The organism is Roseateles paludis (assembly GCF_039872745.1).
Taxonomy (GTDB): domain Bacteria; phylum Pseudomonadota; class Gammaproteobacteria; order Burkholderiales; family Burkholderiaceae_C; genus Pelomonas; species Pelomonas paludis.
Map to the genome: position 1 here is coordinate 136,221 of NZ_JBDPZD010000003.1, position 13,462 is coordinate 149,682.

9 protein-coding genes are annotated in these 13,462 nt (G+C 67.1%); 3 read left to right on the forward strand and 6 right to left on the reverse strand.

Annotated elements, in window-relative coordinates; genetic code table 11:
* The first annotated feature begins 193 nt into the window (after window positions 1-193).
* The 3 genes from ABDJ85_RS11920 to ABDJ85_RS11930 are packed head-to-tail and all read left to right on the forward strand — an operon-like array spanning window position 194 to window position 6,383.
* Entirely contained in the window at window positions 194-3,265 is a 3,072-nt protein-coding gene (locus ABDJ85_RS11920) for a TonB-dependent receptor domain-containing protein (RefSeq protein ID WP_347705003.1), read from the forward strand.
* On the forward strand, window positions 3,262-4,758 hold the full coding sequence (locus ABDJ85_RS11925) for a glycoside hydrolase family 28 protein (RefSeq protein WP_347705004.1): 1,497 nt from the start codon (window positions 3,262-3,264) through the stop codon (window positions 4,756-4,758). Before ABDJ85_RS11920 ends, ABDJ85_RS11925 begins: the two co-directional genes overlap by 4 nt.
* Window positions 4,758-6,383, forward strand: a complete 1,626-nt coding sequence (locus ABDJ85_RS11930; RefSeq protein WP_347705005.1) for a glycoside hydrolase family 43 protein — start codon at window positions 4,758-4,760, stop codon at window positions 6,381-6,383. The genes ABDJ85_RS11925 and ABDJ85_RS11930 overlap by 1 nt, the downstream gene beginning before the upstream one ends.
* Here the strand turns inward: ABDJ85_RS11930 and ABDJ85_RS11935 are convergent.
* The 6 genes from ABDJ85_RS11935 to ABDJ85_RS11960 are packed head-to-tail and all read right to left on the reverse strand — an operon-like array spanning window position 6,374 to window position 13,176.
* Window positions 6,374-7,747, reverse strand: coding sequence for an FGGY-family carbohydrate kinase (locus ABDJ85_RS11935; protein WP_347705006.1), 1,374 nt, complete (start codon window positions 7,745-7,747; stop codon window positions 6,374-6,376). The two genes, ABDJ85_RS11930 and ABDJ85_RS11935, sit on opposite strands and share 10 nt — an antisense overlap.
* A complete protein-coding gene (locus tag ABDJ85_RS11940) occupies window positions 7,740-8,768 on the reverse strand; it encodes an ABC transporter permease (RefSeq protein WP_347705007.1) in 1,029 nt (342 codons plus the stop codon). The genes ABDJ85_RS11935 and ABDJ85_RS11940 overlap by 8 nt, the downstream gene beginning before the upstream one ends.
* The gene (locus tag ABDJ85_RS11945; RefSeq protein ID WP_347705008.1) at window positions 8,765-9,757 is read right to left on the reverse strand and encodes an ABC transporter permease; all 993 of its coding nucleotides are present in this window, start codon (window positions 9,755-9,757) and stop codon (window positions 8,765-8,767) included. Before ABDJ85_RS11945 ends, ABDJ85_RS11940 begins: the two co-directional genes overlap by 4 nt.
* Complete coding sequence (locus tag ABDJ85_RS11950) at window positions 9,754-11,325, reverse strand: sugar ABC transporter ATP-binding protein (RefSeq protein ID WP_347705009.1); 1,572 nt, start codon at window positions 11,323-11,325, stop codon at window positions 9,754-9,756. Before ABDJ85_RS11950 ends, ABDJ85_RS11945 begins: the two co-directional genes overlap by 4 nt.
* On the reverse strand, window positions 11,297-12,313 hold the full coding sequence (gene rhaS, locus ABDJ85_RS11955) for a rhamnose ABC transporter substrate-binding protein (protein ID WP_430765539.1): 1,017 nt from the start codon (window positions 12,311-12,313) through the stop codon (window positions 11,297-11,299). Before rhaS ends, ABDJ85_RS11950 begins: the two co-directional genes overlap by 29 nt.
* Window positions 12,310-13,176 (reverse strand): DeoR/GlpR family DNA-binding transcription regulator, encoded by an 867-nt coding sequence (locus ABDJ85_RS11960; RefSeq protein ID WP_347705010.1) that lies wholly within the window; start codon window positions 13,174-13,176, stop codon window positions 12,310-12,312. Before ABDJ85_RS11960 ends, rhaS begins: the two co-directional genes overlap by 4 nt.
* Between the last annotated feature and the right edge of the window lie 286 nt (window positions 13,177-13,462).

The window sequence follows — 13,462 nt, forward strand, 5'->3', positions numbered from 1 at the left end:
AGACGCCAAATTCAGCAGCGCAGACCGCAGTGTGGTCGGTCCTTTGGCGCTCGCCAAACGGAACGGTTTCTGAGCTTCAAACAATCAACTTTTTGAGCATAAGTGTTTGCTACTCCAACGGCGATTGACGCGCTGGAATCGGCCTCCATACGATCGTTCGAGCCGACACGGCAACACACGAGGAGACCTAGAAATGAGAGCCAACATCACCGTTTGCCGCAAGGCTGTTTTGCTGCTGGTTGCCGGGATGGCGACTGCAGTCAGTGCGCAGCAAACGGCCGCGCCGGCCAATGCCAACACCGAACTGGACCGCGTCGTCGTTACTGGATCGCGGCTGGTGGATCGCGGCTTTCTCGCTCCGACGCCCGTGACGACGGTGAGCGCTGCCGAGCTGAAGCTGTCTGGCACCCAGAACCTTGAAAACCTGCTGGCCGACCTGTCGCAGTTCAGTGGCAATCAGCTCAGCAGCCCGACCGCCAACACGGTGCAAGCGGGTCAGCCTTCAGGCACCTCGACGCTCAACCTGCGCAACCTGGGTGCGACCCGCAACCTGGTGCTGGTCAATGGCCGCCGTTTCGCCATCACGGGGCCTGACTTCACGACCGACATCAACACCATCCCGACGGCGCTCGTGAAGCGCGTCGAGACGGTGACGGGCGGCTCGTCGGCCGTTTACGGTTCGGATGCCATTTCCGGGGTGGTCAACTTCATCCTGAAGGACCGCTTCGAGGGCGTCGAGATCAATGCCCAGAGCAACTGGGACCAGCCAAGCCACACGCCGACGCACAGCGTCGACCTGACCGTGGGCGGCAACTTCGACAACCGCAAGGGCAATGCCGTGCTGTCGATCGGCTATCAAGACCGCCAGGGCATGACGCGTGGCGACGTGGGTGGCTATGCCGTGCCGTCGCTGGGCGATGGCTGCGTGACCGATGCGAGCTGGTCGGCCACGCGCCCCGGCACGCCGCAGGCCGTGCCCTCGGGCCAGACCTGCCTGGCGGCGGGCGGTCGCCCGGGCCTGGTGTACAGCGGCTCCTCCACCATCCCCACGGGCCGCATCGGCAACTTGCCGCTGTACGGCTCGTCCGGGTCGAATGCCGCCCTCGACGCGGCACTGGCAGCCGCAGGCTTGCAGAGCATGACCTCGCTGGGCGCGATGTTCGACACCTCCGGCAAGACGGTCAGCCCCTACACCACGGCGAGCGCCTATGACCTGGGGCCAGGCTCCTACGTGGTCACGCCGCAGAAGCGCTGGATGGTCAACGCCTTCGCCCACTACAACTTCAGCGAGCAGACCGTCGGCTACACCGAGGCCCATTTCAGCAGCAACACCGCCTCTGTGCAGATTGCGCCGACCAGTGCCTCTGGCAACTTCCTGTTCAACGTCAACAACCCCTACCTCAGCTCGCAGATGCAGGAGGTCCTGCGCCAGCTCGACCTGAAGGAAACCGGCACAACGCGCGTCACCACCGGCACCCAGACCCTGAGCACGACCGCAGGCGATGGCCTGGCCGTGCTCAACCTGAACCGCCGCTTCAACGACCTCGGTGGCCGCCGGGCCGAGACCGATCACCAGACCTACCGCGTTGCCATGGGCGTCAAGGGTGGGCTGGGCGATGTGTCCGAGAAATACCTGACGGACCTGCGCTACGACGTCTACTACACCAACAGCCGCACCAAGGAATCGCAGCTGCAGACCGGTTCGATCTCGCTCAGCCGGTTCCAGAACTCGGTCCTGTCGCAGGGCGGCGCGGCGCCGGTGCTCAACCCCTTCGGCCAGAACCTGACGGCGGCCGGCAACAGCGCCATCGCCATCTCGTCCAATTCGACGCTGACGGCCGAACAGCAAGGCCTGGCGGCCAACCTGAACGGCACGCTGATGGAGCTGCCGGCCGGCCCGGTGGACTTTGCCGCCGGCCTGGAGCGCCGCCACAGCTATGCCCGCTACTCGCCGGATGCCTTCCTGTCGTCGGGTGATGTGTCGGGCTGGAATGCAGCGCGTGCCACCGCTGGCGAACAAACGGTCAAGGAAGTCTTTGGTGAAGTGCGGGTGCCCTTGTTGTCCAACCTGCCGCTGGTCAAGAGCCTCAACTTGAATGGCGCCTTCCGCCGTTCTGACTACGACGTGCAATCGGTCGGTTCGGTGTGGACCAATTCCTTGGGCACCGAATGGAAGCCCATGGACAGCCTGACCTTCCGCGCTCAACGTCAGAAGTCCATCCGTGCGCCCAACGTGGGCGAGCTCTACGGCGGCCAAGGCACCAATGGCCCCACCGCCACCGACCCCTGCTCGAGCCGCCAACCCGCGGGCCAGCAAACCGCCGCCGTGCGCGCGCTGTGCGTGGCAACGGGTGTGCCGGCCAACCTGGTGTTCGACCCGGCCGTGCAGCCCACCAACTTCCTCACCCAGATCGTGGGTGGCAATCCGAACCTGAAGGCCGAGAGCTCGCACACCTTCACCTTCGGTGCCGTGTATGCGCCCAAGGAGATCTCTGGGCTGCAGGTGAGCCTGGACTACTACCGCATCACCCTCGACGACGCCATCTCGACGCTGGGTGGCGGTGGCATCCAGTCGGTGCTGAACCTTTGCTACAACACCATCCAGAACGCCAACAGCGTGTACTGCAAGGCGATCAACCGCGACCCGCTCACCGGGCAGATTGCCGCGCCCACCTACGTCATGACCACCGCTGCCAACATCGGCGGCATCAAGACCTCGGGCTTTGACCTGGCCGCCCACTATGGCTTCCGGTCCGCCTGGGGCCTGATGGGCTCGGAAAGCCGCTGGAACCTGGACACCAACTGGACCTATGTGAAGGAGCTGACCTCCACGCCGATCCAGGACCTGCCCAACACCCAGAACAAGTGCGTTGGCAGCTTCGGGCAGACCTGCGGCCAGCCAGTACCGCACTGGAAGGGCACGGCGCGCCTGACCTGGAACTCGGACAAGCTGATGCTGTCGGCCCGCACGCGTTACATCGGCGGCGTGACGGTGGACAGCTATGTGCTGCCCTCGACCTCGGGCGGCACGCCCCCGGCGCTGAACACGCTGACCAATCCGAGCATCAAGGCCTACGCCTACCTCGATCTGACGGCAGGCTATGAGTTCACCAAGAGCATGAGCCTGACGGCCGGTATCCGCAATGTGCTGGACAAGACGCCGCCGGTGCTGGGCTCGTCCCAGCTGCCGGCGAACAACAGCATTCCCGCCACCTACGACCCGCTGGGCCGGAATCTGTTCCTCAGCCTGAACGTCAAGCTGTGATCCGGCACGATGCGCGCCGTCGGCGCTTTGTAGGCGCCGTTGGCGCGGGCTTGGTTGGTGGCTTGGTAGCGCCGCTGTCTGCACAGGCGGCCTGCTCCTCGGCCAACGCTTGGGCGGGCCGCCTGCGGCGCGATCTCGACGCCATGGCCGCGCGCCTGACGCGCACGCTGAAGCCCTGGAAGGTGCCAGCGCGCGTGTTCCAGCCCGAAGCCTTCGGGCTGGACCGCAGCCTGGCCACGGCGGCGATCCAGGGCGCCGTGGACGCCTGCGCCCAAGCGGGCGGCGGCACGGTGCGGCTGGCGCAGGGCGACTACGTCAGCGGCACCATCGTCCTGCGCTCGGGCGTGATGCTGGAGGTCTCGGCAGGCGCGCGCCTGATCGCGAGCACCAATCTCCAGCACTACCCCGAGCACGTCGCGCGTCGGCCCACGGTCCAGGACAGCAATATGGGCATGAACCAGTCGCTGATCTTTGCCGAAGGCTGCGAGCGCATCGGCATCAGCGGCAAGGGCCTGATCGATGGCCGTGGCACGCACGCCAACTTCCCGGGCGAGCAAACCATCGGCGCCACGCCCGGGCGGCCCTTCCTGATCCGCATCCTCGACAGCCAGCACGTGGTGGTGCGCGACATCCACATGCAGGACTCGCCCTGCTGGATGCAGAACTACCTGAACTGCGAGGATCTGCTGATCGACGGCATCCATGTCGAGAACCAGTCCAACCACAACAACGACGGCGTGGACATCGACGGCTGCCGGCGCGTCATCGTCCGCAATTGCTGGATCAATGCCGAAGACGATGCCCTGTGCTTCAAGGGCGCCAGCCAGCGCCCGACCGAGGACGTGCTGATCGAGAACTCGCAGTTCTACAGCAGCTGCAACGCCATCAAGTTCGGCACCGACTCGCAGGGCGACCTGCGCAATGTGCTCGTGCGCCACGTGAAGATCGGCGGCCCGTCTGCAGAGATGCGCTCGATCAAGCGGCGCAAGGCCGACGGCGGTGTGTCCTGGGAGACGGTGGACGGCGGCACCGTGGAGCGGATCGTCGTGCACGATGCGCACATCACGCGCGCCGAGAGCCCGCTGTTCCTGCGCCTCGGTGATCGCGGCCGCGTGCGGCCCGAGCAGGCCCGTCCCGCCCCAGGCCGCTTGCGCCACATCGTCTTTGATCGCATCCGTGGCGACGACAACGGCATGCGCGGCTCCTTCTTCACCGGGATCCCCGAGCATTGCATCGAGCATGTGCTGCTGCGCGACATCGACCTGACGATGGCGCCCGCCACCGGCCCGGCGATCGATCAGGCGCAGATCCCCGAAGCCCCTGCCAGCTACCCTGACCCCCACATGTTCTCAACGGTGATGCCGGCCTATGGCCTGTGGGTGCGCCACATCCGGCATCTGGATCTGCAGCGGGTGCGTTTTGCCAGCTCTGGCCCGGACAGCCGGCCGATGCTGCTGGCCGGCATCGATACCGAAGCCCTCTGCGGCATGTGATGCGCGCGCTGCTGCTGGCGGTGTGTTTGGTGTGGGCTGCGTTTGCGGCCAGCGCCGGCCCGCGCTACACCAACCCCATCCTCCATGCCGACTACTCCGACCCGGATGTGATCCGGGTCGGCGACAGCTACTACCTGGTGGCGTCGAGCTTTCATTTCTCGCCCGGCATTCCGGTGCTCAAGTCCACTGACCTGGTGCACTGGAAGCTGATCGGCCACGTGCTGCCCAAACTCGATTTCGCGCCGGCCTACGACATGCTGGCGCCGTATCCGCTCACCGACGGCGTGTCCAAGCCGGTGGGCGGCACGCTGCGCTACATGGGCGGCGTGTGGGCGCCGTCCATCCGCCATCACCAGGGCCGCTTCTACGTCTACTGGGCCACGCCCGACGAGGGCATCTTCATGAGCACAGCCACCGATCCGGCGGGGCCCTGGAGCCCGCCCACGACGGTGTTGGCAGGCCCCGGCTACGAGGACCCGTGCCCGTTCTGGGACGACGACGGCAAGGCCTACCTGGTGCACTCCAAGGTCGGCGCCGGCCCGGTCATCCTGCATGCGATGAGCGCCGACGGCACCCGCTTGCTGGACGACGGCCTCACCATCATCGAGGACAAGGTCAAGCTGCCGGTGCTGGAGGGCCCGAAGCTCTACAAGCGCAACGGCTACTACTACGTGCTCGCCCCGATCGGCGGCGTCGGCACCGGGCCGCAGGTGGCGTTGCGGTCCCGGCGGATCACCGGCCCCTACGAGCACCAGGTGGTGCTCAAGCCGGGCAACGGCCTGCTCGGGCCGCACCAGGGGGGGTATGTGGAGACGCCGTCCGGGCAGGGCTGGTTCATCCACTTCAACAGCACGGGGGCCTTTGGTCGCATCGCCCATCTGCAGCCGGTGGTGTGGCGGGATGACTGGCCCTGGATGGGCACGCCGGAGGGCCTGCCCGTGCTGGACCATGCCTATCCCGACACGGATGCCGTCAGCACTGACCGGCTGCAGGACTCGGACGAGTTCTCCAGCGAGCGGCTGGGCTTGCAATGGTCGTGGAATCACAACCCGGACGACAAGCGGTGGAGCCTGAGCGCGCGGCCGGGCTTCATGCGCCTGGAGGCTGGCCGGGCGCGTCAGCTGGTCGGTGCGCGCAACACGCTGACGCAGGTGCTGCAAGGGCCGCAGGCGGACATCCGCGCCCGCATCGAGTTTGGGGCCATGGGCGAACAGCAGCGAGCCGGCCTGAGCCTGTTCGGCGTGCGGGTGCCCTGGATCGGCGTGCTGCGCGAAGCCGGCGTGACCTACCTGGCCTACGCCAACGCGGGCGTGGAAGTGCGTGGCCCGCGCCTTGACGGGCAGGCCGTCATCCTGCGCGCCGAGGTCAAGCAAGACCAGACGGTGCAGTTCTCGTATTCGCTGAGCGAAACCGCGCCGTTCCAGCCGTTCCAGCCACTTGGGCCGGTCACGCCACTGGCGACCTTCTCATGGTGGAAGGGCAGCCGGCCGGCCGTGTTCACTTACATCAAGTCGGACATCGACGAGCCTCGCGCACCTCCGGGCACGATCAAGCACGTGATCACGCACAACTACGTGGACGTGGACTGGTTCCGCGTCTCGCCAGGCAACTCGACTCAGCCCTGAGGCAGTGCTGCCAGCCAGCGCTGCTGGTAGGCCGCCAGCCCCGGCGGCGTCAAGGCGGGCGCCGGCCTGGTGGTGCTGGGCAGGGTCCGGTCACGGTGGCGCAGCAGCCAGGCGCCCCAGGTGGTGCCGCTGGCGTCGTCCGAGTCGCTGACCTGCTGCTCCGGCCGCAAGGCCGCCAGCAGCGGGCCAAAAAATGGATTGGCCGTGAAGCTGCCTTCCACAGTGATCGGCCCGCCGGCGCCCAGCGCCTCCAGGCAATAGGCCGTCATCAGCGCGCAGTACAGCGTGGCCAGGGCATAGCGCTCCTGCGGAGTCCGTGGCGGCGGGCCGTCGATGCGGCCGGCGTGGCCGGCAAACGGCCCGCCGGCTTCTGCGAAGCAGGGCAGCGCCAAGGTGGCCTGCTCGACCAGACGGGCGACGTCAGCGGCGCTGCAGGGCACCGCGTCGGCGCCGGCCAGTGAGGCGAACTCACGGCCGCCCATGAAGCGCATGGAGGCCACCGGCTGGCCCAGCGCGCTGGTGTTGGCGAGCATGTCAGCTTGCTCACGCAGGCGGTGCAAGGGCGCACCGATGGCGGCGGCGATGACCCAGGTCCCCGTGGACAGCACGGTGCGCGCCGCATCGCCATCGCTGGGTTGCGAGCGCTGAGGTAGATGGCGCAGCAGCGAGGCATTGCTGTCGTGGATGCCGGACAGCACGGCGCAGTCCACCGGCAGGCCCGTGGCCTGCGCCAGGTGGGGCTTCAGCGTGCCCAGCACCGTCCAGGGCGGCGCCAGGTCGGGCAACAGGGGCTGCCAGCCCATGCGGGTCACCAGGCTGGAATAGCGTTGCTGCAGCGGTTGCCACAAGTCGGTGTGGCAGCCGAGCGAGGTGGCCTCACCGGCAGCCCGGCCGCACAGGCGCCAGGCCCAGTACTGCGGGTACATCAGGATGTTCCGGGCGCGCGCGAACTCGGCCGGGAAGGACTGCGCCAACCACACCAACTGGCGGCCGAGATTGAGGCCCGCCGGCAGGGCGGGGGACAGCGTCTCCGCGTAGGGCGGGCGCGCCGCGTAGTCGACGTTGGGGAGCGGGGCTTCGTAGTCCAGCACCGGCAGCACCAGGCCGGCTTCGTCGACCAGCGCCGCAGTGGCGCCATGCGTCACGGGGACGATGGCGCCGATGTGGGCCTGCGCCGCGAAGGCTCGGCAGCTCGCCAGGATCCAGTCCCACAAGCCTTCGGTGTCGTGGTGCGGATAGGGCGCTGCGTTGATGACGGCGTTGGCACGCCGCTGCTCGGCCAGCATCTGGCCGTCGGCGTCGACCAGGGTCAGCTTGGCATTGGTTTTGCCAATGTCGAGGACCAGCAGTGCGTCATCACGCATGGCGCGATGGACGCCGCGACGGGTTCCCAATCATGCGCGGCAGCGCAATGGTCACCAACAGCAGCACGCCCACGACGATGGTCGTGTAGATGCCCGGGACGTTGGCCATGGCCATGCCGTAGGTCAAGGTGCCCATGGTCAGCACCGCCAGCAGGACGCCCCCGATGGTGCCGGTGCCGCCAGCAATGCCGACGCCGCCCAGGATGACCATGGTGATGACCTCCAGCTCCCAGCCGGTGGCGATATTGGGGCGGGTGCTGCCCAGGCGCCCGGTCAGCAGGAAGCTGGACAGGCCGGCCATGGCGCCGGTCAGCATGAACAGGCCGAGGCGGTAGCGGTCCACCGCGACGCCCGAGAAGCGCGCGGCCTCTGGGTTGTTTCCGATGGCGTAGACGCGGCGGCCAAAAGCGGTGGTGTGCAGCAGCAGTGCAAACACTGCGGCGCAGGCCAGCAGGATCACGAACGCACGCGGCAGGATGCCGAAGAAATAGCCCTGACCCCAGTCGGCCAGCAGTTGCGGGTAGCCGGTGTAGGCCCGCTCACCGAGCACCACGCTGGCCAGGCCGCGGTACAGCGACACGGTGCCGATGGTGACCACGATGGACGGCAGCGCGAACCGCGTGACCAGCCAGCCGTTCAGCCCGCCGCAGGCCGTCCCGGTGCCCAGGGCCACCAGCGGCAGCGCCCAGTCCGGCGCGCCCAGTTGCCAGGCCAGCCCCATCGCCACCGACGACAGCGCCAGGTTGCCAGCCACAGAGATATCGATCTCGCGGCACAGGATGAGCAACGCCATCGGCAAGGCGATCAAGGCCTTCTCGCTGAAGGCGCTGGTGCCGTCGAGCAGGTTGCCGAGGTCGAGAAAGTTCGGCTGCAGCAGGGCATTGCCGGTGAAGACCGCCACCAGCAGCAGCGCCAGCAAGCTTTCCCACTGGCCCAGCACGGCCTTCAGGCTGGTGTGCTGCCGGTCTGCGATCACGTGGCGGGACGTGGGAGGTGTCTGCATGGCCGACTCTGGGTTCATGCGGCGCTCCGATGCGGTGGCGGGGCGGGCAGGTCGAGGATCTGTCGGCTGTTGCGGGCCCCACCGCGTGCGTTCAGCAGGACGGCGGCCAGGATCACCAGGCCCGTCAGCGCGCTCTGCCAGAAGGGCGAGACCTGCAGCACCGGCAGCGCATTGCCGATCACGGTCAGGAAGAGGGCGCCGAGCAGCGCACCCAGTGCCGACCCTGTGCCGCCAGCGATGCTGATGCCGCCGATGACGCAGGCAGCGATCACGGTGAACTCGAAGCCGTAGGCGATTTCGGTGTAGGCCACGGCATAGCGCGCCACCCACAGATAGCCGCACAGGCCAGCCATCAGACCGGACAGCCCATAGGCCCAGAGCAGGCGCCGAGCGGTGGGGATGCCAATGTAGGCCGCACTTTGCGGCGCATTGCCGATGGCGTACAGGTCACGGCCGAAGCGGCTGTGGCGCGCCAGGCCAGCCACGACCAGCCAGCTTGCAGCCGCCACCCAGACGAGCTGGGGCAAGCCCAGCAGGGGTGTCAGCGGGAAGGCGATGAAGTCGGCCGGCATCTGATGCGCCGAGACCCAGGCGCCACCAGACAACACGAAGACCAGGCCGCGATACACACTCATGGTGCCAAGGGTGATGACGATGGGCGGCAGCGCTAGATGCCCGATCAGCCAGCCGTTGAGCAGGCCCAGCAGCAGGCCGGTCAGCATGGCCGACAGCACCACCAGCGGCAGCGGCAGGCCGGGGACATGCGCAGCCAGCATGGCGGCCACCATGCCCGACAGCGCGAGGTTGGACGCTGCCGAGAGATCGATGCCGCGCGTGACGATCACCAGCATCTGGGTCAGGGCCAGCATGGTCAGCAAGGCGCTGTCAGTGACCAGGCCCGCCAGCGAACCGCCCGACAGAAAGACCGGCGCACGCAGGCCCACCGCCAGGATCAGGGCCACGATGGTCAGGGCCAGCAGCGGTTCGCGCCCGGTGAGCCGCTTCATGGCATGGCCTCGGCAGCTTCCAGCCCCGACGCCGCGGCCACCACGGTTTCCGGCGACGCCTGTGCGCGATCGAACACGCGGCGGATGCGGCCGTGGCGCATGACGACGATGCGGTCGGCCAGGCCCAGCACCTCGGGCAACTCGGAGGACACCAGGATCACCGACAAGCCCTGCGTCACCAGCTCGCTGACGAATCGGTGCACGGCGGCCTTGGCGCCGATGTCGATGCCCTTGGTGGGTTCGTCCAGGATGATGACCTTGGGATGCGTGGCCAGCCACTTGCCCAGCACGACCTTCTGCTGGTTGCCGCCCGACAGCTCGGACACAGCCTGGTCCAGGTGAGCCGCCTTCAACTCCAGCTGCTGGGCGTAGTGGCGCGCCAGGGCCGTCTCGGCGGCGGCGCCGCGGCCGCGCAGGAAGAAGCCGATCCGGGACAGGATGGGCAGGCTGATGTTGTGCCGGATGGGCAGCGTCAGATGGGCCCCATGCTGCTGCCGGTCCTCGGGCACATAGGCCAGGCCGGCGGCGATGGCGGCTGCAGGGCTGCCAAAGCTCAGTGCCTGGCCATCCAACTGTGCGCGGCCGCTGACTCCTTCGGTCATGCCGAACAGGGCCTGCATCACCTCGGTGCGGCCGGCGCCGACCAGGCCGTAAAAGCCAAGGATCTCGCCCCGCCGCAGCGTGAAGCTGATGTCGGCGAATTCGGTCGGGTGCGACAGGCCTTGCACCTCCAGCACCGGGGCGCCGAGGCTCACCTGCGCCTTGGGGTAGGCATCGTGCACGGCGCGCCCCACCATCAGCGCCACCAGGGCGGCCTCGTCGATGGTGTTCAAGGCGCCTTCTGCCACATGCACGCCATCGCGCAGCACGAGGTAGCGGTCGGCCACCGCATAGATTTCATCGAACTTGTGGGAGATGAAGATGACCGCCGTGCCGGCTGCCCGCAGCTGGCCGACGATGCGGTAGAGCTCGCGGATCTCATGCTGCGACAGCGCCGCAGTCGGCTCATCCATGATGAGCACGCGCGCCTGCTGCGACAGCGCGCGCGCCAGTTCCACGAACCGGCGCTGCGCCACCGACAGATGCTTGACCGGCGTCTGCACCGGCAGCGACACCTCCAGCCGCGCGAACAGCGCGGCTGCCTCAGCTTCGACGCGCGCCCAGTCGATACGGCGGGCCGGGCCGGTGGTCGGGTGGCGGCCGACGTAGATGTTCTCGGCCACCGAGAGCTCGTCGAACATCACCGTTTCCTGGTGCACGGCAGCAATGCCCGCCGCCATGGCCTGCTGCGCATTGCTGAAGCTGACCGGCCGACCGTCGAGCAACAGGGCACCGCCGTCGGGCTGGTGGATGCCCGTCAGCAGCTTGACCAGCGTGGACTTGCCGGCGCCGTTCTCGCCAATCAGCGCCAGCACTTCACCGGCATGCAGCGTCAGGCTGACGTCGTTCAGCGCATGGATGCCATTGAACCGCTTGCTGACGCCAGCGAGTTGCAGCAAGGGCGTGGGGCTGGATTCGGCAGTGACGGGCGCTGATGCCTCAGAACATCTTGGCGAACTGGTCGACATTGGCAGCGTTGTAGGTGAAGGGCGGCCCCAAGGCAGCTTCGCCCTGGGCGTCCAGCGTCACCTTGCCGAGGCGGCCGACGCTGACTTGCGAGCCTGGCTGGCCGCTGGCCTTGCCCTTGATGAAATCGTCCGCCGCGCAAATGGCCGCGTAGCCGAGGTCGATCGGGTTCCAGATGGCGAACTCGCGAACGGCGCCGCTCTTCACATGCCCGGCCATTTCCGACGGCAGGCCCAGGCCGGTGACGAACACCTTGCCGGTCAGGTGCTCGTCCACCACGGCCTTGCTGGCGGCCACGATGCCGACCGTCGTCGGGGCGATGATGGCTTTGAGCTGCGGATGGCTGCGCAGCAGGCCGATGGCTTCGCGGTAGCTCTTGTCGGACTGGTCGTCGCCGTAGACGGTGGCCACGAGCTTGAGCGGGGCGAATTCGGGCCGCTTCAGCACGTCCTGCATCACGGCGATCCAGCGGTTCTGGTTGGTGGCCTGGGCCGACGCGGACAGGATGGCGATCTCGCCGCTGCCGCCGCCACTGCCACCGATAGCCGCCGCCGCCATCTGGATCTGCTTCTCGCCGATCAGCTCGGCATTGGAGGGGTTCAGCTGCATCAGCCGGCCTTCAGGCGCCAGGCCGCTGTCGAAGGACAGGACCTTGATGCCGCGCGCCATGGCCTTCTTGGCAATCGGCACCAGCGCGTTGGGGTCATTGGCTGACACGACGATGGCATCCACCTTCTGGCTGATCAGCGAGGTGATGATGTCGATCTGGCCTTCGGCGCTGGGCGTGGTGGGGCCCGTGTAGATGATCTCGATATTGCCCAGCTCTTGCGCAGCCTGCTGGGCGCCCATGTTGGCGGCGTCGAAGAAGCCGTTGCCGAGGTTCTTCACGACCATCGCAATGCGAAGCTTTTCTGGCTTCTTGGTGCAGCCGCCCGTGGCAGCCAGCGCCCCGGCCGCCAGCAGGGCCAGCAGCAGTCTTCTGGTCTTCAATGCGCAATCTCCGTCGGCGGCATGATGGCCGGCTGCAGGTCATAGGCCGCCGTATGAAAAGGCGCTTGCACCTCGGGTGCGAACTCCTCGGGGGGCAAGGTCACCACCTTGATGCCGTAGTGCTCCAGTGTCTGCACCGCGCCGTCACTGACGCCGGTGTCGGTGATCACCTGGGAAACGCGGTCCAGCCCGCACAGGATCAGACCGGCCTTCTTGCTGAACTTGGAGCTGTCAGCGAGCACGATCAATTCTTCGGCCTGGCTGATGAGGCGCTTCTCGGCCTGGATCAGCAGCGGGTCGGCTTCCATCAGGCCCAGCAGCGACAGCCCGTACACGCTCATGAACATCTTGCTGGCGTAGTGGTGCTGGGTGATGTCATTGTCGAAGGGCGACAGGATGACGTTCTGCTCGCGGTAGACCTTGCCGCCTGGGACGATGATTTCGTTCTCGCTGAGCACCAGCAGCCGCTCCGCCATCAGGAAGGAGTTGGTGAGGATCTTGAGGTGCTTGTCGGCCAGGAACTCCGCCATCATGAAGGTGGTGGTGCCGCCATTGATGATGATGGTCTCGCCGTCTGCGCACAGCCCGGCCGCGTAGCGGGCAATGGCGCGCTTGCGCGCGGCGTGGCACTGGATGTTGTTCTCGAAGGTCTCGCTGCTGAGCGCAAAGTGGCGCCGCTTGGGCGGCAGGTTCTCGGCGCCGCCACGGGTGCGGGTCAGCAGGTTGCGGCTGGCAAGCCAGCTGATGTCGCGGCGGACCGTCGCCGGCGATGCGTTGAGCCACTCGACGAGCTGTTGCACGGTCGCCGTCTGGTGTTCGGCGAGCAGCTTCAGCAAACGCTTGCGGCGCTTGTGATTCACCATGGTTGTCTCCTAGCTGGCCAGCTTGTTCTTGTCGGCCCTTGTGGCTGCCGCAGGCCTGGGGAGGCTGGCGGAGCCGGCGAAGGGTAATCAGCGCACGCCTCGATGGTCAATCACGCATCGATCAACCGCATGATTATTTGGAGCTGGCGGTGCAGCACTTTCGATCACTTCGCTCAACCCGCTGACTATTCGGGACTCGCTCATCAAGTCGATCGTTTCGGCATTGACACTGTCCGACCCACTGAATTCAGATGCTGCGATGCCATGGGAATTGTTCAAGACACGG